Here is a 20,956-nt window from a genome sequence, read left to right on the forward strand (position 1 = left end):
TTTCCTGTGCCAAGCCACCTTAGAACGCCGCAAAGCGGAGGCCAAGCGGAAGGCGGCAACATGAACATTCTTATTCTCGGCAGCGGTGGACGTGAGCACGCACTGGCATGGGCAGTGATGCAGAACCCGAAATGCGACAAGCTTATTGTGGCACCGGGCAATGCGGGCATCGCGCAGATCGCGGAATGCGCCAGCTTTGACATCGAGGATGGCGGCGAGGTTGTGACCTTTGTGGCAGCCAATGCGATTGATTTTGTGATTGTTGGCCCGGAAGCGCCTTTGGCAGCAGGCGTAGCGGATCGTTTGCGCGAGGCGGGTGTGCTGGTGTTTGGCCCAAGCCAAGCGGCGGCGAAGCTGGAAGCCTCCAAGAGCTTCACCAAAGAGATTTGTGACGCAGCCAATGCGCCGACCGCAGGCTACGGACACTTCACCGATGCCGAAGCCGCCAAAGCCTACATCCGCGAGCAAGGCGCGCCGATTGTGGTGAAGGCCGATGGACTTGCGGCAGGCAAAGGCGTGATTGTTGCGATGGACCTGCAAACCGCGCTGGATGCGGTGGACGACATGTTTGGCGGGGCTTTTGGTGGCGCAGGCGCCGAAGTGGTGGTCGAAGAATTCATGGAGGGCGAAGAGGCCTCTTTCTTCATCCTCTGTGACGGCAAGACCGCCCTGCCCGTCGGCACGGCGCAGGATCACAAACGTGTGGGCGAAGGCGACACAGGGCTGAACACCGGTGGCATGGGCGCCTATTCCCCAGCGCCGGTGCTGTCTGATGAGATTGCCCAGAAGGCGCTGGATGAGATTGTGCAGCCGACCATTGACGAGATGGCGAAGCGCGGCACCCCTTATCAGGGTGTGCTTTATGTGGGTCTGATGATCAAAGACGGCCAGCCGCGTCTGGTGGAATACAACGTGCGTTTTGGCGATCCGGAGTGTCAGGTGCTGATGATGCGTCTGGGCGCGCAGGCGATGGATCTGATGCATGCGGCGGCCGAAGAGCGGCTGCATGAGGCGCAGGTGAACTGGGCCGATGATCATGCAATCACCGTGGTGATGGCGGCCAATGGCTATCCCGGGTCTTATGAGAAAGGCTCGGTGATTGGCGGGCTGGATGCCATCGCGGCCGACAGCAAGAACATGGTGTTTCACGCAGGCACCACCGAAAAAAACGGGAAAATCACCGCGTCCGGTGGGCGTGTGCTGAACGTGACCGCGCGGGGCGCAAGCCTGCAGGAAGCGCGCGATCGGGCTTATGCCATGGTCGATGCGATTGACTGGCCCGGCGGGTTCTTCCGCCGCGACATCGGCTGGCGCGCGCTTTAAGGTACTCCCCAGATAGAATGGCGCTGCACCTCCAGGGGGCAGCGCCTTTTTTTTGTAAGCGCTAGCAATTGCAGTGCAACATGCGGCTTGGCTTGCCGCGCGAGACCCGCTAAAAGCCTCTGCAAGTAAGCGCGCCACCTAGAGCCCAGACAGGCACCAGGACAGCATTCAGCCCACTGAATCCCCTGTCTATGGAGTTGGCTCTGCATGGAAGCCTTAAACAAAATCTGTGGCGTCGCGGCCCCTATGCCGCTGATCAATATCGACACCGATATGATCCTGCCCAAGCAATACCTCAAAACCATCAACCGCTCTGGTCTTGGCAAACATCTGTTTGAGGAAATCCGCTTTCGCCCTGACGGCAGTGAGATTGCGGATTTTATTCTCAACAAACCCGCTTATCGCGACGCCAAAATCCTAATCGCTGGTGACAACTTTGGCTGTGGATCCAGTCGGGAACATGCGCCTTGGGCGCTCAATGACTTTGGCATCCGCTGCATGATCTCCACCAGCTTTGCCGACATCTTTTTCAACAATTGTTTCAAGAACGGCATGTTGCCAATCACCCTGCCGCAGGCCGAGGTCGATGTCTTGATGCAAGACGCGGAACGCGGTGCAAACGCGCGCATGACCGTGGATCTCGACGCTCAAACCATCACCGCCTCAGACGGCACAGAGTTTGCCTTTGATGTAGATCCGACCCGGCGACACAACCTGCTGAACGGGTTGGATGAAATTGGCCTGACGCTCGAAAAAATCGAGCAGATCGAAGCCTATGAAGCCGCTGCAGAAACGCGGTTTCCCTGGCTGCATACCCCCCTTCCAACCAACACAAGGTAGACCCATGAAAGATACTCTCAGCGACAAGCACATCCGCTGGAACGGCGGCGTTCAAACAGAGGCCGTTGACCGGCTGGTGCAGCCCGGCGGTTGTATCGTGAGCCCAACCAAAGTGGGCTACATCGTGATGACAAGTGACGCCGCTGGTTTGGAGCGCAAATTTTCCGCCAAGAACCGCAAACGCAACAAGCCAGGCGTGGTGCTCTGCGGCTCGATGGACCAGCTGCGTGCGCTGGCGGATCTCAACGACGAAATTGAAGCGTTTTATCAATCACACTGGGACAAAGACATCCTTCTGGGCTGCATCCTGCCATGGAAAGACGGCGCCCGCGCCCATATTCCCGATGATGGCTCTGATGCGTTGATGATGGACGGTCGCGGCACCAGCTGCTTTGTAATCAAGTTTGGCACGCCCTCTGAAAACACCGTGCGCACGCTGTGGGAAGAGCACGGAAAACTGGTCTTCGCCTCTTCGGCCAACCCATCAGGCAAAGGCAATCGTGGTTTGGTGGAAGGCATTGGCGAGCAGATCGAAGCCGAGGTGGATATGATCATTGAAGCCAACGACTATGTGGCGTCCATTCAACCGGATGCCGATGAGAAAACCCGTTATGAGCAGGGCGTGATGGTCTCTGTTGTGGATGCCAAAGGCGCCTTGGTGCCGCTGCAAAATGGCAACCGCGATGTGAGTCCCGGGCCGGTGCTGATCCGCAAGGGTTTGGCCTGTACCGAGATCATGGAGCTGATGTCGGAGCACTTTATCAGCTGGGACTACCGCCACGGGCATTACTACTAAGCATCGACAACCTTTGGAGATGCAATCAAGGGGCGTTGCACCGGCAAGTGCTGCGCCCTATTCTCCGCCTGAATTGGGGGAGATGACATGACCATTTCGGTGGAAGAGGCCTTTGCCACGGGCGATTTTGTGGAACTGGCGTTCAGCTTTGCGCCGGTGGGCATTGTGGTCACCGAAAACCGGGTGATCCGCGATTGTAACGACACCTTTGCCGAGATGTTCCGCTATGAGCGCGCAGCCCTCAAAGACAGCACCTTTGCCATCCTCTACCCCACACAGGAAGAGTTCAGCAATATTCGCAACCGCGGTGTGCAGGAGCTGCGTGAGGGCAATTTTTATTGGGACGAGCGGGTGATGATGCGGCGTGGCGGAGAGATGTTCTGGTGCCGCGTGCGCGGGCATACGTTTACACCGGAAGACCCGTTGCAGCGCGCGGTGTGGAGCTTTGCTGATATTTCTGACACCCGGCCATATCAGGCGTTGACCCGCCGCGAGCGCGAGGTGTTTTCACTGCTCGCCGAAGGCATGACCAGCAAGGAGATTGCGATCCAGTTGGGCATGAGCAACCGCACGGTCGAGGTGCATCGCGGCAAGCTTTTGAAGAAGTTTGGTGTGTCTAATACCGCGAGCCTTTTCCAGTCATTGGGCGCGATTGGCACGCGGCATATTTATTCGGCCAGCGACGGGACCGTGCGGTAGTGGCGTGAGGGGCCAGCCCCTCTTGAGCGCTGTGCGCTCAATTCACCCCGAGATATTTTTGGAATGAGAAGGCTAAGGCGCTTTGCAGTCCAGCGCGTGCTTTAGGGATGTCTGGTTTTTGAAGCCGCCAAGGGCGCGGGGCGACAGGGCTTTGCCGTCAAAGCGCGTGGCCATGACCTCGGACCAATTGGCGTTGACCGTGATCATCTCTGGATCGTCGCCGCAATCGCGGATACCACCGGAGATGAAGTCTTCGCCGATGCGGTGGTTGGTCAGGCCAGCCTGTGACGCGACTTGGGTCAGCTGATTGTCTTTAAACCGCCAGACGCGCAGGGTTTTGGCCAGATGGGGCCGATCGATATAGGCCACTTCTATGTGGCCGTCGCCGTCAAGATCTGCGGCCCCGATGGGCGCGAGCCAGCGGTTGCGTTGACCGATGTGGGGCGTGGCGGCACGCAGGCCAGTTTCGTCGTAGATGGCCAGGCGGGCACCGCCGGTTTGACTGCTTTCAACCACAATCACTTCTGGTACGCCATCGCCGTCCATATCCATCAGACGCGGTGCGATGTCTTCAAAGACGCGGTCTTGGGGGAGTGTGAGTGCGAGACGCTTACCGTCTTTCAACGTCAGCTCTAGCGTGCCGTACTCGATGGCATCGCCTAGCACGCCATGGGCATATCGGGAGGTTTCGTCTGTGTATCGGGCGGAGGCGATCTCCGCCATCACAGGCGCGGCCATCAGACCCAAACCGACCGCGAGCATTGCGCGGCGCAGCCGGTGTGACAAGAGACGCCGCGCCAACGCCATCAGATTTGCTTTTCTGGCAGTTTGACAACCAGACCGTCCAACGCGTCGGTGACCTTGATCTGACAGGTCAGGCGCGAGGTCGCGGGATCAGGCTCATAAGCAAAGTCCAGCATGTCTTCTTCCATGTCGTCTTTGGCCGGGACTTTCTCGACCCAAGCTGGGTCCACATAGACGTGGCAGGTCGAGCAGGCACAGGCGCCACCGCAATCGGCTTCGATGCCGGGGACATTGTTGTCGCGCGCGCCTTCCATAACAGTCAAGCCATTGGCGACCTCAACAACATGTTCGGTACCGTTATGCTCGACATAGGTGATTTTGGCCATGTCTGGCTCCTTTGGTGAAACTGTTCGCATCTCTAGTTAGGTCAGGGCCTGCGCCGCTTCCACCCCCATTTGCGACAAGCGCTCCCTCCCCTTGCGACAATTTTTAAATGTTCTATATTTGTTCCCATGCAGATTATGAGATCCCCGACCCCCACGTGGCCTCCAGGCATGGCCCCGCATCACGCATGGCCGCGCCCCCCGGCGGCTTTGGTGGCCAGTCGCCTGACGGAGCCCCCCAATGGCGCGCGGATCACCGTGGCCGGGCTGGTGATTCTGCGCCAACGGCCCGGCACCGCCAAAGGCGTGATCTTTGTCACGCTGGAGGATGAGACCGGCGTGATAAATGTAATTGTCTGGCGCAGCCTTTATGAGCATTTCCGCCGCGCGGTGATTGCCGGGCGACTGCTCAGGGTCACCGGGCGCATTCAGCGGGAGAACAATGTCACCCATGTGATTGCCGAGCGGATCGAGGATCTCTCGCCGCTTTTGGACAGTTTGGTCACACCGCCAGCCCCTTCAAGCAAATGACGCGTTTCGCTGCGGCGCAAAACGCGGTATGACAGGGCAAAACACATGAGGCGCGAGCATGCCCGCAGATTTTGCCGCACGATCGGTTCTGGCCGCCACGGCGCTTTTGGCGTTGGGGAGCCTGACGGCGTGCGAAGAGCAAATCACCACCGCGCCTTATATCGCTGCTTTTAACGAGCCTGAAATTATCCGCGCCGAAGATGCCGGAGCGCCGCCCAATGCGCGGCCGGGCAGCTGTTGGGGCCGTCATGTGACGCCAGCCGTGGTGGAAACTGTGAGCGAGCAGGTCATGGTGCAGCCGCCCGAAGTGCTGGCAGATGGCACTGTGATCGCGCCAGGGATTTTCCGCACCGAAACACAGCAGCGCATTGTGCAGGAGCGACGGGAATTGTGGTTTGAAACCCCCTGTGCCGAAGTCTGGACCGAAGAGTTCACCGCCTCTCTGCAGCGGGCTTTGAAAGTACGCGGGCTGTTTTACGGCAGCATCACCGCAGAGCGCGATGCCCGCACCCGCGCCGCCATTCGCCGCTATCAAAGCGCCGAAGGGCTCGACAGTGCCATCCTGTCCCTGGAAAGCGCGCGGCGGCTTGGCTTGGTGGCGGTGCCGCGCGAGGCGTGACCCCACGCAAGAGGACATGAAAAAGGGCGCCGCAGCGGGCGCCCTTCTTTGTTATGATATGTACCCGCGCTTACTCTTCGATGTTAAGCGCCACAAAGCGGGGCTCTCCGGCGCGGCGTACCAGAAGCAACAGGGACTTGCGGCCCGCTTCTTTGGCTTCTTCGATGCGGTCTTCCAGATCGGCAATTGAGGTCAGCTTCTGCTGGCCCGCTTCGGTCAACACATCCCCCGCCCGCAGGCCTTTTTCATAGGCTTTGGACATCTCGTCCACCGCGCTCACCACCAGACCATCGGTGCCTTCCGCCACGCCAAGCTCTTCGCGCATGTCGTCGGTCAACACGGTGACGGTCAGGCCGAGGATTTCTTTCTCAACCGGATCGCTGGAGGGCGCAGGTTGGCTCGCTGGCACAGCGCCTTCAGCCTCTTCCCGGCGACCAAGGGTGATGGCCAGCGTCACCTCGCCGCCATCGCGCAACACAACCACATCGACGGTTTTGCCAACATTGGTGTTGCCCACCGCGCGGACCAGACCACGCACGTCGGCCACTTTGGCGCCGTCAAAGGTCAGGATCACGTCCCCCGCCAGCATGCCGCCTTCCAAGGCAGGGCCTTCTGGCACATCGGTGACCATCGCGCCTGCGGCGGATTTCAGACCGTCCACAGCGTCCACCATGTCTTCGGTCACATCCTGAATACGCACACCCAGCCAACCGCGGCGGGTTTCGCCAAATTCTTTCAGTTGATCGACCACCTTGGTGACCACATTGGAGGCCATGGAGAAGCCGATGCCGATGGAACCACCGTTCGGGGACAGGATCGCGGTGTTCACGCCAATCACTTCGCCGTCCATGTTGAACAGCGGGCCACCGGAGTTGCCGCGGTTGATGGCGGCGTCGGTCTGAATGTAGTCGTCATAAGCGCCGGACAAAGCACGACCGCGTTGGGAGACGATGCCAGCAGAGACCGAGAAGCCCTGGCCCAGCGGGTTGCCCATGGCCATGACCCAATCGCCCACGCGGGCGGTATCGCTGTCGCCAAACTCCACAAAATCAAGCGGCTCGTCGGATTCGACCTTCAACAAGGCGATGTCTGTGTTTTTGTCGGTGCCGATAACCTTTGCAGGCAGCTCGCCGCCTTCAAAGAATTCAACGAGGATTTCATCAGCGCCTTCTATGACGTGGTTGTTGGTGACCACAAAGCCATCAGCGGTAATCACGAAACCGGAGCCCAACGCCGAGGTGCGACGAGGACGGTCGCCCTGATCGCCTTGACGGTCCTGGAACTCGCGGAAGAAATCCTCAAACGGGGACCCTTCGGGCACAATGCCTTGCGGGCCACCGGTGCGGCCAGCCACAACGGTTGAGGTGGTGATGTTCACAACAGCAGGGCTGATCTCATCCGCCAAATCAGCAAAGCTGTCAGGGCGTGCTTGCGCAATCAGCGTCTGCGCCATGACAAACAGAATAGATAGAAACGCGAGCCCGGCGATGCGCCAGCTGCGCTGTTGGGTGTCGGGGTACGTAAGGGTGTCAGAAAACACTTTGGGTTCTCCTTTGGTGTACTTGAAACCTGCCGAGTTGCTCCCGGCGTATGCGGAGAAGTGTGGGCATTTCACGCAGCAATGGCAACCACATGCGCGTCGCGCCGCCTAACATGCTTGTGAGTGATCTGTGAATAAAGTGAATGCACAGCCACGGTCTGGCCACAGTGGTTAAGCTCAGTCCCTGTCAATGTCTCGCCTCTGTCATCCAGCACGCACAGCCTCAGAGGGCCGGTGCGCGCCGCACGGAGTGGGCCTCTTTGCAAGCGAATTGACCCGCTGAGGCGAAGCGTGCTGGATGTCCGAAGGATTTGGCGGATTTTTCGCCTGACGGCCTTGCGGAGCTTGAAAACTCACCCAGAGTTCCTGCAGCTCCGCGCCTTGTCAGCCCAAAAATCTGCCAAACCAGAGGTGTGACATTGATAGGGCCTGAGCTTAATGCACCGTGGCCGAAACCGGTGTCGAAAATTGTGGACGTGCAGGCGCTGCACGGGCCACTTTGCTCAGCGCCATTCCAAACTCTGCCGCCAAACCGGCAAAGCACATCGCCATATCAGGGCGAACCACGAGAGAAGCCAGAAGCGCCGCGTCTTCCTGATCCCCGTTGGCCCCGGCCTCAATCAAATGAGCAAAAACCGCTTCATCTGCACCAAGGCAGCGACAATGACATCCATGGCGACATAGCGCGCGGCGGCCATACTGGCGACCAACTTCCATCAGGTCTTCAAAAACACCTTTGATGTTACGCGCTTGATCCGGACCCAAGCCAACGGTCAGCGTGGATTCCAAATGCGCAATCCCCACCGGATCACGCCCCCAGGAGCGCAGCCAACGAACGGCCAAACGCTCCACATCGCCGAGGTCTTCGAGCAGACCTACGCGCTGCGCCCCTCTATGCAGGGCGCCGCTCATTTTGTCAGGATCAGTTTGCCAGCGCGGGTGATGCGCAGCGTATAAAGCTGGTCGTTCAGGCGGATATGAGCCAGACCGTTGTCGCCAGTCAGTTGGTTGGCGTCATGGACGGGCAGCGCGTTTGCCATTTCGGGAGCTTGCATTTGCAGGGTCATGGGACTCTCCGTTGGTCCTAGTCAATGTGTTGGCTCCCCATTTGGGTGGCTGATGCGCTATTTCTGATTATTTTAGTCGGGATTGTCAAGCGAGGATTTTTTCCTCTTAAAATAAGGGCAAATTGCCGCCCCTAGGTGCACCGAATTTGCCGAGACCCCATATGAGGAATGCGCAGCACAAGAAAGGCGATTCCTCGTGACCCATCCGCTCAACCCGGCAATTGAGATGGCTTTGCAACAAGCAGACCGCAATGACGAATTCAAGGACCTACCGGGCGCCGGCAAGCCTCTGAAACATCTACATCAACCCAAGGACGCGGTGCTATCCCATTTGATGAAAGAGCGTCAGGCCAAGCCGCAGGCCGTGGTGTTGAAGCAGCAGATTTCCGAGAAGATGGCCAAGCTCAAAACGCTGACTGACGCGGCCGAGCGCAAGGCGCAGATGAAGATTCTAAGCGAGCTCCAACTAAAATTGGCGTTGGAAGTGGAAGCTGTAAACAAATACGGCTGACGCAAAAGGCGCCCCCACAGGGAGCGCCTCACAATCCATTCACAGCAAGGTGAGCGTTTTAGCGCAAACGCGAGCAGCTCTTGAGTTGGGATTGATACATTGCGGCGCGACTCGCCACGTCGTCTGCAACCTTCACCAACCAAGGTTTGTTGCGGTAGTTCCCACGCGCGTAGCCGGTGTGGCCTTCGTGGTAGTTGAGGTACTGCGCGCGCGCATCGCTCAAAGAGACGCCATTGCGGTCGCGGGATTCGTGGAAGTACCAGCCCATAAAATCACTCGCGTCTTTGATGTTGTCACGCTTGGCGCTGCGGTTGCGTGTCTCGCGGCGGTACTGATCCCAGGTGCCATCGAGTGCCTGCGCATAGCCATAGGCGCTGCTTTGACGGCCCATCGGCAGAATGCCTAGCGCGTATTTATGTGGGGTGCGGGCGTCGCCGATGAATTTGCTTTCCTGATAGAGCACGGCCATCTGCACCGACACCGGCACGCCCCATTTGCGTTTGGTGGAGACAAACGCCCGACGGAAATGCGGCTTTTCTTTCAGGATCGCACAGGCGTTATCCAAATTTCGGGGCGCAGAGGTATCCTTCTTGCCGCAGGACGCAACAACAAGCACAACCATCAGCGCGAAGAGAACTCTGCTCATTTGCCTCTCGCTCATTCTTTGTTTTTTTGCCACTTTAGCGGATTTTCCTGCAGAGGGTAAATCACAATGCCGGAATTAGAGCAGAAGAGTCAGCAGAATCGGCAAACCAATCACAGAGACCAGCGTAGAGACCACGACGTAACCGGCCACCGCGTTGCTGTCCGCCTCGTATTTCTCCGCCAAGAGATAGGCAGTGACCGCCACCGGCATCGCCATTTGCAACACCAGCACGCCAAAGAGCGTGCCTGTGAGCCCAAAGGCAAGGCCAATGCCCCACCCAATGGCGGCGCAGATCAGCAGCTTCACCACCGAAAGCCAGATCGCGGTCACGACTCGCCCAGGTGTCAGCCGCGCCACGGCAACCCCCAATGTGATCAGCATCATCGGGATCGCCATCTGACCAATCAGATCCAGCGTGTTGGTCAAAAATTGCGGTGTTTCCCAGTCCATCACCAGAAACAGTGCGCCTAGCAGCGTGGCCCAGATCATCGGCTCTTTGATCATTTTGCCAAAGGCGCCTTCGCCCGCGACAATCCAAATGCCCCAGGTGAAGGACAGGATCGCCGACACCGCGAGCATGACCACAGCGGCCTCCAACCCAGGCTGGCCAAAAGCAAACAGCGCCAGCGGGATGCCAAGGTTGCCGGTGTTGCCGAAGATGATCGGTGCCAAATACGTCCGCAGGCTCAGGCCGGTGGCCTTGAGCAGCGCCCAGCCAATGGCACCCACCACAATATAAGCTACGGTGCCTGCCAAAGTGAGCTTCGCCAAGTCGCCCAAATTGGCCTCGGTTTTCATCAGCGCGGTGAAGATCAGACAGGGCACTGCCAGTGTCATGGCAAGGCGCGTGACAAACTGAATGCGGTATTCAAACCCCGCTTTCACCCAGGCAAAACCCACCCCCGCGACCAGAAAGACCGGCGCGACAATTTCCAGAACTGTTAAGATTAAGTTCACAGACTGTTTCCTGCTAAAATTCGGCTAAAGTTGGACAAAGCCCCCTTGCAGCGTCTATCTTTGGGATGTAGGGGCTGCAATACATGCTTAGAACACGCGCAAAATATTACCTCGGTCAAGTTGTCCGTCACCGCAAACACCCGTTCCGGGGTGTGGTGTTTGACGTAGACCCTGAGTTCGCCAACACCGAAGAATGGTATGAGGCAATTCCAGAGGACAGCCGTCCTGTGAAGGATCAGCCGTTTTATCATCTGCTGGCGGAAAACGACCAGAGCTACTATGTGGCCTATGTGTCTGAGCAAAATCTGATCGCTGACTATTCCGGCGAACCGGTGAGCCACCCTGATTTGGACGATATGTTTGGGCCTTTTGAAGATGGGGCCTATCCACTGCATTACGCGCTGAACTAGCGCACATCCAGAAGGGATGGAAACGCCGGGTTGCAAGGGCCCGGCGTTTTTGCTTTTAGGCGGTCTCGATGGGCGCGCCGCGCTTTTTCCACGTCGAGAACCCGCCTTCCATTTCCGCGATATTCTCCACGCCCATGTCCTGTAACGCCTTCACAGATAGGGCAGAGCGCCACGCGCTCGCACAGAACAGGATCAGGGTTTTGTCCGTGGCCAGCGCCTCTTTGTGATATGGGCTGTCGGGGGCAATCCAGAACTCCAACATACCGCGCGGGGCGTGGAACGCCCCGGTGATGCGGCCCTCGCGCTCCAACTCACGCGGGTCTCGAATGTCGACAAACAACGCCTCACCAGCGGCCACTTTGGCTTCGGCCTCTTCCTGGCTCAGGGTGGTGATCTCTGCCTTGGCGGCGTCGACCAGCTCTTTGATTGGGGTAATGGGCATGGCTTAGTATCCTATCGCTGCGCCGTCTTTGCGCGGGTCAGAGGCGCCTTCGAGCACGCCGTTTTTGTGAATACGGATCGCCTGCGCGCCGCCGATGGGCATGTCGGGCACCACAACCTTGTGGCCCATGTCCGCGAGTTCTTGTTTAACGCTGTCGCTGTAGCCGCGTTCCAGCTTCAACTCGCCGTCCTCGACAAAGGAGCGTGGGGAGTCCAGCGCGGTTTGTGGGTCCATGTCAAAGTCTTCCATATTGGACAGCACCCGCGCGTGGCCGTTGGGCTGATAGTGGCCGCCCATCACGCCAAAGGGCATTTCCACGCGGCCTTCGCGGCGGATCATGCCGGGGATGATGGTGTGCATCGGGCGTTTGCCGCCTTTGAGCTCATTGGGATGCCCTTCCTGCAGCGTGAAGCCACCACCGCGGTTCTGCATCAGGATGCCAAACTTATCCGACGCAATGCCCGAGCCAAAGGCGTGGAAGATCGAATAAATCATCGACACCGCCATGCCGTCTTTGTCCACCACCGACAGGTAGACCGTATCTTTGTGCACGGCCTCGGTCAGCGGTGCGGGCGCGGCCATGGCACGTTTAGGATCAATCAATGCGGCGAGTTTGTCTGCGGTTTCCTGTGCCAGCATATGCGCCGTGCGCGTGGTGTGATCCGGATCGGCAATCAGGCGGTCGCGCGCGTCATAAGCCAGTTTGGCGGCCTCAGCTTCGATATGCGTGCGCTCCACACCAAAGGGGTCCATCGACGCAATGTCAAAATGCTTCAGGATGTTGAGCAAGAGGATCGCGGTGGCGCCTTGCCCGTTTGGCGGATGCTCGAGCAGCTCGGCGCCCTTGTAGGTGCCGCCGATCGGCGTGGCATCGTTCCCGGCGGTGGCTGCAAAGTCTTCCATGGTGTGCACGCCGCCCATGGCGCGCAGGGTGGTCACCATGTCTTCGGCGATCTCGCCGGTATAGAAGGCGTCGCGGCCCTGCGCGGCCACACGGCGCAGCACTTCGGCCTGGCCCGGTGCGCGGAAGATGTCGCCTTTGTTCAGCGGCTTGCCATCGCGCAGATAGTGCCGCCGTCCGTGGCCTTGCAAATTGCTTTGGGTCTGGTGCCAGTCAAAGGCGGAGCGCGGCCCGACGGGAATACCTTCTTCGGCGTAGTGGATCACCGGAGCCAGGCTGTCAGCGATGCCGAGCTTGCCGTATTTCTCAGACAGTGTGCAGAAGCCATCGATAGCGCCTGGCACCGTCACAGCTTCAACGCCGAACAGCGGCACCGCATCCAAACCACGCGCGCGCAGATCAGCGGCATCCGCAGCGGACGGGGCACGACCGGAGCCGTTGAAGGCCAAAACCTCTTCGCTGCCTGCGGGAGACACAAGGGTGAAACAATCGCCACCAATGCCGGTGGAGGCCGGTTCACAAATGCCCAGCAGGACAGAGCCAGCGATGGCCGCATCCATGGCGTTGCCACCCTGGCGCAGAATATCTACGGCCACCTGCGCTGCCAGAGGCGTCGAGGTGGCGCACATGCCCTTGGTCGCCATAACTGGTGACCGGCCCGGAAAATGAAAATCTCGCATGACGTCTCCCTAATTCACATGTGAAGTTTATCGGGAGATACGTGTGATGCAACCAGTTGGACCACGTTAGGCCCAGGATTGCCGATCAGTCGGGGACGCGGAAGCTAAGCTCGTTGTGTCCTGTGGAGTGGCGTTGATAGCCAATGTCTTGTGCCAGCGAGCGTACCAGCCCCCAGCCAAAGCCGCCTTCGGGCATGTCCAGAAGGTCACGATCCAGATCGGGCATAGTCCCGTCCGGCAGTTGGCTGTCCGGCATTTCGGCGCCGTTGTCGCGCACTTCGACAAACCAGCATTGGTCCGCGTAGTTGCAGGCGATCACAATCTGTCCGTCACTGCGCCCGGCCAGCGCATGCTCCACCACATTGTTCAGCACCTCGGCCAGCACAATTTCAAGCACACCCGCGTTGCACCGCAAACTCCTGTGCCGTCAGCTTGTGACGCAGAGTCTCGAGCGCATTGCGCACCTCCGTGGGGGTGCCCTTCAGCTCGATGTGGATATCAGCCTTTGGTTTAATCAATCTGGGGTGTGTCCCTAACATCAGATCAAAGGGTCAAACGACAAATGCGTCGTCCAAAGAATTATGAATACGGAACACAGTGTCCATACGGGTCAAACGGAAAACTTTATCCACATTTTCGTTAAGGCCCGCCAATTCCAGGGGGTTCTTACCGCCCAGTTGCTTCATGGCCGCGACAATGGCGCCCAGCCCGCTGGAGTCGATGAAGTCCACTTCGGACAGGTTCAGGACAACCCGGCCATCAGCCGTGTCGGTTTCTTCACGCATGCGATCTTTGAATTGGATGGCCACGGACGCATCAATGCGCGACTCGTGAACAGATACCACAAGGGCATCACCCTCTGCCTTACTCGACAGATTCATATGACGTCTCCTTCACCTTTCGTCCTTGGCACAAGTCTAGGCCCCAATGGTTACCAATGTATGAGCAAATCCCGTGGATCTACGGAATTGCGCCGGGGTTACAATTGGCGCAAAGAGCCCTGTAACATCCTTGCAAAGATTTTCAGGCAAGGCCAAGGGCAATTGGATTTGATGGGACTGCGGAGGAGCAAAAACCATGAAAAAAGTAGTGATTGCAGGGGCGGCCCGCACGCCAATGGGCGGATTTCAGGGCGCTTTTGACGGTGTCGAGGCCGCAGAGCTTGGCGGCACCGCGATTCGAGCGGCGCTGGCAGATGCGGGTGCCACCACTGCCGACGAAGTGTTAATGGGCTGCGTTTTGCCAGCGGGTCAGGGTCAGGCGCCGGCGCGTCAGGCCGGGTTCAAAGGCGGCCTTGGCGAAGAGGTGCCTGCCACAACCCTTAACAAAATGTGCGGCTCTGGCATGAAAGCGGCAATGATGGCGTTTGACAGCGTGGCGCTAGGTGATCGGGACGTGATGATCGCCGGCGGCATGGAAAGCATGACCAACGCGCCCTATGTGCTGCCCAAAATGCGCGGCGGCGCACGGATTGGTCATCAGCAGGTGGTGGACCACATGTTCCTTGACGGCTTGGAAGATGCCTATGACAAGGGCCGCCTAATGGGCACCTTTGCCGAAGACTGCGCCGAGAGCTTTCAGTTCACCCGCGAGGCGCAGGACGAGTATGCCCTCAAATCCCTGTCCAACGCTTTGGAAGCGCAGAAGTCTGGCGCGTTTGAAGGCGAGATTGCCGCGGTGACGCTGCAGACCCGCAAAGGTGAGGTGGAGATTGCCGAAGACGAACAGCCCGGCAACGCACGCCCAGAAAAGATCCCACAGCTGAAGCCCGCTTTCCGCAAAGACGGCACCGTGACGCCAGCCAACAGCTCGTCGATTTCCGACGGTGCGGCCGCTCTGGTTGTGGCCTCAGCAGAGGCCGCAGAAGCACAGCGCCTGAAGGTGCGTGCGGAGATTGTTGGCCATGCCAGCCATGCACAAGCGCCCGGCCTGTTCACCACGGCGCCTGTACCAGCGGCGCAGAAGCTGTTGGAGAAGATTGGCTGGAAAAAGGAAGACGTGGATCTCTGGGAGGTCAATGAAGCCTTTGCCGTGGTGCCGATGGCCTTCATGCATGAAATGGGCCTGAGCCGCGACATCGTGAATGTGAACGGCGGCGCCTGTGCTCTGGGTCACCCGATTGGCGCGTCTGGCGCCCGCATCATGGTCACCTTGCTGAACGCACTGGAAAAACGGGGGTTGAAGCGCGGTGTGGCAGCGATCTGTATTGGTGGTGGGGAAGGCACCGCCATTGCGATTGAACGCGTCTAAGCGCTGACAATAACAGAAACGCAAAACGCCGCGAGAGGGTCTCGCGGCGTTTTTGTTTGGCGGTACGACTGGGCAGCGCCCGTCCGCGGGTGGGCGCGATGCCCTGACAGTATGGCAATCGTGCCGCAGCGCAGTATCCGAGCGCCATATGGTGAGCGGGCTCAGAAGCGCCCGCCCATGGGGGGCGGTCGGGCGCTGCCTGGCGGCCAGCGGCCTTGACTCCGGGCGAAGTCACGCACCGAGTGATTTGGCGATCCAGACCACCAGCACGCCAAGTGCCACGGCCATCAGGCCCATGGTGCGGCGCTGCCCCTCGCTGAAGCTGCGCAGCATCTCCAGCAACTCCTCAACAATAGAAGGGGCCAGTGCGTACACCAGCCCCTCCAAAACCAATACCAGCCCAAGAGCCAGAAGTGCGGTTTCAACCATCAGCGACCTTGCACGTCACGGAAGTAGTTGAAGAAATCGCTGTCCGGGGACATCACGATGGAGGAGTTGTCCCCCTTGAGTGCCATCCGGTAGGCGTTCAGAGACCGGTAGAATTCAAAGAACTCGGGGTCTTCGCCAAAGGCTTCCGCAAAGATCGCGTTGCGCTCTGCGTCCGCTTCACCGCGGGTGATCTCCGCCTCGCGACGCGCCTCGGAGACAAGCTCCACAACAGTACGGTCTGCTTGCGCACGCACACGCTGCGCCGCCTCGTTACCACGGGCGCGTTCATCAGTCGCTTCACGCTCCCGCTCGGCCCGCATCCGCTCAAAGGTGGCTTCCAAGTTTTGTGGTGGCAGGTCAGTGGCCTTCAGACGCACGTCGACAACCTCCAAACCCAGCGCACGCGCTTGAGTGATAGCGGCGTTGCGGATGCGCAGCATCAGCGCCGCACGGTCGGTGGACAGGATGTCCTTGGACGACACGGTACCGAGCACCTCACGGGTCTCCGCTGTCAGGATACGGTCAAGCCGCTGCCCGGCCACAACCTCACCGCCGTTACCAACGGCCTGACGGAATTGGACCACATCAGCAATCCGGTAACGTGCAAAGGCGTCAACAACGAGACGACGATCATCGGCTGGCGTGACCTCGATTGGTCCAACGTCGATGGACAGGATGCGGTCATCGTAGCGCACAACTTCATCAAAGAGCGGCACTTTGAACGCCAGTCCAGGATCTTCCTTGATGGCCACAACCCGACCAAACCGAAGAACAAGGGCTTTCTCGCGTTCGTCCACAATGAAGATCGAAGACATAATTGCCGCAATCGCGATTACCAGGATCGGCAAAAGATACGTGGTCTTTTTCATATCAGTTGCTCCCCTTACGCAGTTCGTTCAGCGGCAGATACGGCACCACACCGGAGCCCCCATCGCCTTGTTCGTCGATGATCACCTTGTCGATGTCACCCAGAACCTCTTCCATAGTTTCCAGATAGAGACGCTTGCGGGTTACTTCCGGTGCCTTGGCGTATTCTTCCAGAACGGCGGTAAAGCGAGATGCCTCACCCTGTGCTTCGTTCACGACCTGCGCCCGGTAGCCTTCGGCTTCTTCCAGAACCTGCGCGGCTTCACCACGGGCTTCCGCTAGAACGCGGTTGGCGTAGGCGTCCGCAACGTTTTGCAGTCGGTCACGCTCCTGCGCGGCGGCCTGAACGTCACGGAAAGCGTCAATCACACTGGACGGCGGGTCAGCACGGTCAAAGTTCACACGCACGATGTTCACACCACTGTCGTAGCTGTCGAGCGTGTCCTGAATGAGTTCCTGCAGACGGTCCGCAATCACGCCACGATCCCGGTTGAGGATCGGCGCAAGTTCGGATTGCGCGATGATCTCACGCATGGCCGATTCCGACACTGCGCGAATGGTCTGGGGCGGATCGGCCAGGTTAAACAGGTATTTGGCCGGGTCCGCGATGTTCCACACCACCTGGTAATCGACATCCACCACGTTTTCGTCGCCGGTCAGCATCAGGCCATCTTCGCCACGGCGCGCGCCGCCCATGTCTTCGGTCTGTTCGCGGGTGACAGGCAGAACTTCTTTGGTGACAAATGGCCACGGTGCAAAGTTCAGGCCTTCGGTGCCGGTACTGTAGTATTCCCCAAGGAACAGCTCGACGGATTGTTCAAAGTTCTGCACGCGGTAAAAGCTGGCCGCACCCCAAACGACAACTGCCGCGGCTGCACCAATCAGCAGCATACCCTTGCTGATACCCGGGCCACCGGCCCCGCCTTGGCCGCTGCCATTTTGGCCGCCGCCCTGACCACCGCGACCACCCATCAGAACCTTCAACTGGTCCTGACCTTTTTTCATCAGGTCATCAATGTCGGGAATCTGCGGGCCATCGCCCTCAGGGGGACGTCGGCCGCCACCGTTGTTGTTGCCACGGTTGCCCCCACCTTGGTTGCCTCCGCCTTGGTTGTTGCCGCCCCCTCCCCAGGGGCCGCCGCTGTTTCCTGCCATTCGGGATCTTCCCTCTCTATATCGTCTTTGGCGCTCCCCTAAACCTGAGGGTTGCGCCAGAAAAATCAACCCATGTGCAGCCTATAGGCTGCGGACAGGGGCTTTCATAGTGACCAGTTCTTCGGACATGGTCGGGTGCACCGCCACGGTCCGGTCGAAGTCTTCTTTGGTGGCGCCCATTTTTACGGCAATGCCCGCCAGCTGGATCATCTCTCCCGCGCCGGGCGCGACGATGTGACAGCCCAGCACTTTGCGGGTGGCCTTGCTGACAATCAGCTTCATCAGCACACGCTCCGCACGACCGGCAAAGGCCTGCTGCATGGGTTTAAAGCTGGTGGCGTAAACCTCAATTGGCTCTTGCTCTGCGGCTTCCTCTTCCGAAAGCCCCACAGTGCCCATTTCTGGCTGCGTGAAGATCGCTGTCGGGATCAAATCGTGGTCCACAGGTGTTGGATTGCCTTTGAACACGGTTTCAACAAAGGCCATGCCCTCGCGGATCGCCACAGGGGTGAGGTTCACGCGGTCGGTGACGTCACCCACAGCGTATACAGACGGCACGCCGGTCTGGCTGCAGTCATCCACAACCACTTCGCCTTTGCGACCGAGCTTCACGCCAATCTCTTCAAGACCCATGTTCTCGGTGTTGGGTGCACGGCCGGTGGCAAACATCACCTGATCAAACAGGCGCTCTTCGCCGTTGGTGGCTTTCACCCAAATCTTGTCGCCTTCTTTGCGCATCTCAAGAATGTTGGTGCCACAGTGCAGATCGACGCCGCGCTGCTTCATCTCTTCGGCCACCAAGCCGCGAGCTTCATCGTCAAAGCCGCGCAGGATTTGCGCACCCCGATAGAACTGCGTGGTTTTTACCCCAAGGCCGTTCATGATGCCCGCAAACTCAGACGCGATGTAGCCGCCGCCTACAATCAGAATGCTCTCGGGCAGTTTGTCGAGGTGGAAGATTTCATTGGAACTGATGCCCAGTTCGGCCCCTGGCAGGTCCGGCCAGACCGGGCGTCCACCCATCGCCAACAGAATGTGCTTCGCGGTCTTCTGTGTGCCGTCGGCCAACTCAACCGTATGTGCATCCACCATCTTGGCGCGCTGATCAAAGCTTTCGACACCGCTGTTTTTCAGCAAGTTGCGATAGATACCTTCGAGCCGGTCCAGCTCAGCATGCAGCTTGCTCTTGAAGGCATCCCAATCAAACGCGCCCGGCTTGATATCCCAGCCATACGCCTGTGCATCTTCCACCATGCCCGCGTACTCAGACGCAAAGACCATCAGCTTCTTGGGCACACAACCCCGGATCACACAGGTGCCGCCATAGCGGTCTTCTTCCGCCAGCGCGACTTTTACACCTTCGGCTGCTGCAACGCGCGCAGCCCGTACGCCACCGGAGCCACCGCCGATGACAAAGAGATCATAATCAAAGGACATGATGTGCCTTTTTGTTAGTCCACCAGATCGGTGAACAGATTGTCTGTTTCTGCGAAGTCGAGCATCGCCTCTTCGATTGTGCCCGCGTTGATGTCGCGCACTTCCACGCGGCCATCGCCATAGCCCACAACCACCGCATCACAAATATCGATGAAGAGACCGTTTTCAACCACACCCGGCATCTGGTTGATCACAAGTGCGAGTTGGCGGGCGTCGCCAATGCGGTTGAGGTGCAGATCGAGGATGTGGTTGCCTTCGTCGGTCACAAACGGCGCATCGCCGTTCATGCGCAGCGTGCTGGTGCGGCCCAAGACGTCCATGCTCACAAGGGTTTCTTCAATCAACGCCTGCGTGGTCTGCCAGCCAAAGGGCACCACCTCCACCGGCAGAGGGAAAGCGCCCAGCGTTTCGACCTCTTTGCCGACATCGGCAATCACAACCATTTGATCCGACGCGGTGGCCACGATCTTCTCTTGCAAAAGCGCACCGCCACCGCCTTTGATCAGGTTCAGGTCCGCGTCAAATTCGTCTGCGCCATCAATGGTCACGTCGAGCCATTTGGCCTCATCCAGGCTGATCACTTCGATGCCCACTTCACGCGCCAGTTCGGCAGTACGGGTAGAGGTCGGTACGCCCTTGATGCGCAGACCTTGGTCCCGCACCATTTCACCCAGGCAGCGCACCAGCCATGCGGCGGTCGAGCCGGTGCCCAACCCCACGCGCATGCCATCTTCGACATAGTCGGTGGCGCGTTTGGCGGCGACAAATTTGGCCTTGTCGATGGGCGACAACTCTCCGGTCATTGCGGCAACTCCCTGCATGCTTTGGGACTTTATAAGAAAGAAGCCCGTCAGGCGCGAGAGGGGAATATCGGAAAATGCGCTATGTTGGCGGGGTTTGGTTGCAAAAGGGAGCGCGAAAACCACTTTGACTGTGGTTGACCCTCCCGCCCGCGCGTGTTTCCTATCGGAAACGTCGTTTTTGCGCCGTCCACCTTGCCACACCCACGTTACATATCCGCCATGACAGACCGCTATCGCCTTCACTATGCGCCAGACAACGCTTCGATCATCATTCGTATGGTGCTGGAAGACTTGCGCCTGCCGTATGCAACCGCGCTGGTCGATCGGCGCGCGGATGCGCACAACAAGCCTGCGTTTCGTGCCATCAATCCCGCGGGAAAGATTCCGGCCCTTGAGACACCGGATGGTGTGATTTTTGAGACTGCCGCCATTTTATTGTGGCTGGCAGACCGCCATGGGGCTTTGGCTCCGACGCCTCAGGCGCCGGAGCGGGCAGCTTTTCTCAAATGGCTGTTTTACTTGTCAAACACGCTGCACGCCAATTTTCGGATGATCTTTTATCCGCGTCAGTACATGCCGGATGCACCTGAGGCGTTTCCTGCACTGGTCACTGGCGCGCGACAGCATGTGCGGCAGGGACTGGATCTTTTTGAACAGGAGGCCCAAGCCGGGCACAGCTGGTTCAATGCGGAGGTGCCTTCCGTTCTGGATTTCTACCTGGCAGCCATTGTGCGCTGGCTGGCGCTTTACCCCAAGGGGCAAACTGAGTGGTTTGAGCTAGGCGCCTATCCCGGTTTGAAACAGCTGGTCAGTCGCCTGGAAACCCGCCCAAGCGTCATAGCCATGTGCCGCGCAGAAGGTATGACGGCAACGCCTTTCACTAACCCACAGCCACCAATGCCTCATGAAGGATCGGTACTCTAGCC

Annotated in this window: 27 protein-coding genes; 10 read left to right on the top strand and 17 right to left on the bottom strand. The window is 58.9% G+C overall.

Features of this window, described 5'->3' with window-relative positions; all coding sequences use genetic code 11:
- The first annotated feature begins 60 nt into the window (after positions 1–60).
- From purD to SIB38_RS20575, 4 genes are all read left to right on the top strand, one after another.
- Positions 61–1,323, top strand: coding sequence for a phosphoribosylamine--glycine ligase (gene purD, locus SIB38_RS20560; RefSeq protein WP_294113178.1), 1,263 nt, complete (start codon positions 61–63; stop codon positions 1,321–1,323).
- A gap of 207 nt (positions 1,324–1,530) precedes the next feature.
- The gene (gene leuD, locus SIB38_RS20565) at positions 1,531–2,163 is read left to right on the top strand and encodes a 3-isopropylmalate dehydratase small subunit (RefSeq protein ID WP_412550952.1); all 633 of its coding nucleotides are present in this window, start codon (positions 1,531–1,533) and stop codon (positions 2,161–2,163) included.
- 4 nt (positions 2,164–2,167) lie between these two features.
- A complete protein-coding gene (locus SIB38_RS20570) occupies positions 2,168–2,959 on the top strand; it encodes an L-threonylcarbamoyladenylate synthase (RefSeq protein WP_412550953.1) in 792 nt (263 codons plus the stop codon).
- An 87-nt stretch (positions 2,960–3,046) separates the two neighbouring features.
- Positions 3,047–3,658: a LuxR C-terminal-related transcriptional regulator gene (locus SIB38_RS20575; protein WP_294113173.1), complete on the top strand. Its 612-nt coding sequence runs from the start codon at positions 3,047–3,049 to the stop codon at positions 3,656–3,658.
- A gap of 72 nt (positions 3,659–3,730) precedes the next feature.
- Here SIB38_RS20575 and SIB38_RS20580 read toward each other — a convergent pair whose 3' ends face one another.
- Both SIB38_RS20580 and SIB38_RS20585 read right to left on the bottom strand, forming a co-directional pair.
- Complete coding sequence (locus tag SIB38_RS20580; RefSeq protein WP_412550954.1) at positions 3,731–4,465, bottom strand: FG-GAP repeat domain-containing protein; 735 nt, start codon at positions 4,463–4,465, stop codon at positions 3,731–3,733.
- Positions 4,465–4,788, bottom strand: a complete 324-nt coding sequence (locus tag SIB38_RS20585; RefSeq protein WP_294113167.1) for a 2Fe-2S iron-sulfur cluster-binding protein — start codon at positions 4,786–4,788, stop codon at positions 4,465–4,467. The genes SIB38_RS20580 and SIB38_RS20585 overlap by 1 nt, the downstream gene beginning before the upstream one ends.
- Before the next feature lie 168 nt (positions 4,789–4,956).
- On the opposite strand from SIB38_RS20585, the gene SIB38_RS20590 reads away from it, so the two are divergent.
- Positions 4,957–5,316 carry an OB-fold nucleic acid binding domain-containing protein gene (locus tag SIB38_RS20590; RefSeq protein WP_412550955.1) on the top strand — a complete coding sequence of 120 codons (360 nt, stop codon included), beginning with the start codon at positions 4,957–4,959 and terminating at the stop codon, positions 5,314–5,316.
- 58 nt (positions 5,317–5,374) lie between these two features.
- Positions 5,375–5,935 carry a peptidoglycan-binding domain-containing protein gene (locus tag SIB38_RS20595; RefSeq protein ID WP_294113164.1) on the top strand — a complete coding sequence of 187 codons (561 nt, stop codon included), beginning with the start codon at positions 5,375–5,377 and terminating at the stop codon, positions 5,933–5,935.
- Positions 5,936–6,005: 70 nt separating this feature from the next.
- Here the strand turns inward: SIB38_RS20595 and SIB38_RS20600 are convergent, their stop codons facing one another.
- The 3 genes from SIB38_RS20600 to hemP all read right to left on the bottom strand — a co-directional run bounded on the left by SIB38_RS20600 (position 6,006) and on the right by hemP (position 8,542).
- A complete protein-coding gene (locus SIB38_RS20600) occupies positions 6,006–7,388 on the bottom strand; it encodes a Do family serine endopeptidase (RefSeq protein WP_294113257.1) in 1,383 nt (460 codons plus the stop codon).
- 522 nt (positions 7,389–7,910) lie between these two features.
- A complete protein-coding gene (locus tag SIB38_RS20605; RefSeq protein WP_294113162.1) occupies positions 7,911–8,387 on the bottom strand; it encodes a hypothetical protein in 477 nt (158 codons plus the stop codon).
- Positions 8,384–8,542, bottom strand: coding sequence for a hemin uptake protein HemP (hemP, locus tag SIB38_RS20610; protein WP_168591412.1), 159 nt, complete (start codon positions 8,540–8,542; stop codon positions 8,384–8,386). Before hemP ends, SIB38_RS20605 begins: the two co-directional genes overlap by 4 nt.
- 196 nt (positions 8,543–8,738) lie before the next feature.
- On the opposite strand from hemP, the gene SIB38_RS20615 reads away from it, so the two are divergent.
- Positions 8,739–9,053 carry a DnaJ family domain-containing protein gene (locus SIB38_RS20615; protein WP_412550956.1) on the top strand — a complete coding sequence of 105 codons (315 nt, stop codon included), beginning with the start codon at positions 8,739–8,741 and terminating at the stop codon, positions 9,051–9,053.
- Positions 9,054–9,111: 58 nt separating this feature from the next.
- On the opposite strand, the gene SIB38_RS20620 is transcribed toward SIB38_RS20615, so the two are convergent.
- Both SIB38_RS20620 and SIB38_RS20625 read right to left on the bottom strand, forming a co-directional pair.
- Entirely contained in the window at positions 9,112–9,699 is a 588-nt protein-coding gene (locus tag SIB38_RS20620; RefSeq protein ID WP_294113157.1) for a lytic transglycosylase, read from the bottom strand.
- 75 nt (positions 9,700–9,774) lie between these two features.
- A complete protein-coding gene (locus SIB38_RS20625; protein ID WP_412550957.1) occupies positions 9,775–10,656 on the bottom strand; it encodes an AEC family transporter in 882 nt (293 codons plus the stop codon).
- A gap of 83 nt (positions 10,657–10,739) precedes the next feature.
- On the opposite strand from SIB38_RS20625, the gene hspQ reads away from it, so the two are divergent.
- Positions 10,740–11,066, top strand: a complete 327-nt coding sequence (gene hspQ / locus SIB38_RS20630; RefSeq protein ID WP_168591416.1) for a heat shock protein HspQ — start codon at positions 10,740–10,742, stop codon at positions 11,064–11,066.
- Between the two features lie 55 nt (positions 11,067–11,121).
- Here hspQ and SIB38_RS20635 read toward each other — a convergent pair whose 3' ends face one another.
- The 5 genes from SIB38_RS20635 to SIB38_RS20655 all read right to left on the bottom strand — a co-directional run bounded on the left by SIB38_RS20635 (position 11,122) and on the right by SIB38_RS20655 (position 13,970).
- Positions 11,122–11,508 carry a rhodanese-like domain-containing protein gene (locus tag SIB38_RS20635; protein ID WP_412550958.1) on the bottom strand — a complete coding sequence of 129 codons (387 nt, stop codon included), beginning with the start codon at positions 11,506–11,508 and terminating at the stop codon, positions 11,122–11,124.
- 3 nt (positions 11,509–11,511) lie between these two features.
- Positions 11,512–13,089: a gamma-glutamyltransferase gene (ggt, locus tag SIB38_RS20640; RefSeq protein ID WP_412550959.1), complete on the bottom strand. Its 1,578-nt coding sequence runs from the start codon at positions 13,087–13,089 to the stop codon at positions 11,512–11,514.
- Positions 13,090–13,174: 85 nt separating this feature from the next.
- Positions 13,175–13,486, bottom strand: coding sequence for an ATP-binding protein (locus tag SIB38_RS20645; RefSeq protein ID WP_412550960.1), 312 nt, complete (start codon positions 13,484–13,486; stop codon positions 13,175–13,177).
- The gene (locus SIB38_RS20650; RefSeq protein ID WP_412550961.1) at positions 13,479–13,607 is read right to left on the bottom strand and encodes a hypothetical protein; all 129 of its coding nucleotides are present in this window, start codon (positions 13,605–13,607) and stop codon (positions 13,479–13,481) included. The genes SIB38_RS20645 and SIB38_RS20650 overlap by 8 nt, the downstream gene beginning before the upstream one ends.
- 33 nt (positions 13,608–13,640) lie before the next feature.
- On the bottom strand, positions 13,641–13,970 hold the full coding sequence (locus SIB38_RS20655) for an STAS domain-containing protein (RefSeq protein ID WP_294113144.1): 330 nt from the start codon (positions 13,968–13,970) through the stop codon (positions 13,641–13,643).
- Between the two features lie 196 nt (positions 13,971–14,166).
- Between SIB38_RS20655 and SIB38_RS20660 the strand changes: the two genes are divergently transcribed.
- A complete protein-coding gene (locus tag SIB38_RS20660; RefSeq protein WP_294113142.1) occupies positions 14,167–15,339 on the top strand; it encodes a thiolase family protein in 1,173 nt (390 codons plus the stop codon).
- Between the two features lie 231 nt (positions 15,340–15,570).
- Here the strand turns inward: SIB38_RS20660 and SIB38_RS20665 are convergent, their stop codons facing one another.
- The 5 genes from SIB38_RS20665 to rpiA all read right to left on the bottom strand — a co-directional run bounded on the left by SIB38_RS20665 (position 15,571) and on the right by rpiA (position 20,030).
- Positions 15,571–15,768 carry a DUF2065 family protein gene (locus SIB38_RS20665; RefSeq protein WP_168591422.1) on the bottom strand — a complete coding sequence of 66 codons (198 nt, stop codon included), beginning with the start codon at positions 15,766–15,768 and terminating at the stop codon, positions 15,571–15,573.
- The gene (gene hflC / locus SIB38_RS20670; protein WP_294113140.1) at positions 15,768–16,637 is read right to left on the bottom strand and encodes a protease modulator HflC; all 870 of its coding nucleotides are present in this window, start codon (positions 16,635–16,637) and stop codon (positions 15,768–15,770) included. Before hflC ends, SIB38_RS20665 begins: the two co-directional genes overlap by 1 nt.
- Position 16,638: 1 nt before the next feature.
- Positions 16,639–17,790 (bottom strand): FtsH protease activity modulator HflK, encoded by a 1,152-nt coding sequence (hflK, locus tag SIB38_RS20675; protein ID WP_294113139.1) that lies wholly within the window; start codon positions 17,788–17,790, stop codon positions 16,639–16,641.
- Positions 17,791–17,871: 81 nt separating this feature from the next.
- Complete coding sequence (gor, locus tag SIB38_RS20680; RefSeq protein WP_294113138.1) at positions 17,872–19,227, bottom strand: glutathione-disulfide reductase; 1,356 nt, start codon at positions 19,225–19,227, stop codon at positions 17,872–17,874.
- Between the two features lie 14 nt (positions 19,228–19,241).
- On the bottom strand, positions 19,242–20,030 hold the full coding sequence (rpiA, locus tag SIB38_RS20685; RefSeq protein WP_294113136.1) for a ribose-5-phosphate isomerase RpiA: 789 nt from the start codon (positions 20,028–20,030) through the stop codon (positions 19,242–19,244).
- 219 nt (positions 20,031–20,249) lie between these two features.
- Between rpiA and SIB38_RS20690 the strand changes: the two genes are divergently transcribed.
- Entirely contained in the window at positions 20,250–20,954 is a 705-nt protein-coding gene (locus SIB38_RS20690; protein ID WP_294113133.1) for a glutathione S-transferase family protein, read from the top strand.
- Positions 20,955–20,956 lie beyond the last annotated feature (2 nt).

It is taken from the genome of Shimia sp. MIT910701, assembly GCF_047126315.1.
Lineage (GTDB): Bacteria > Pseudomonadota > Alphaproteobacteria > Rhodobacterales > Rhodobacteraceae > Shimia.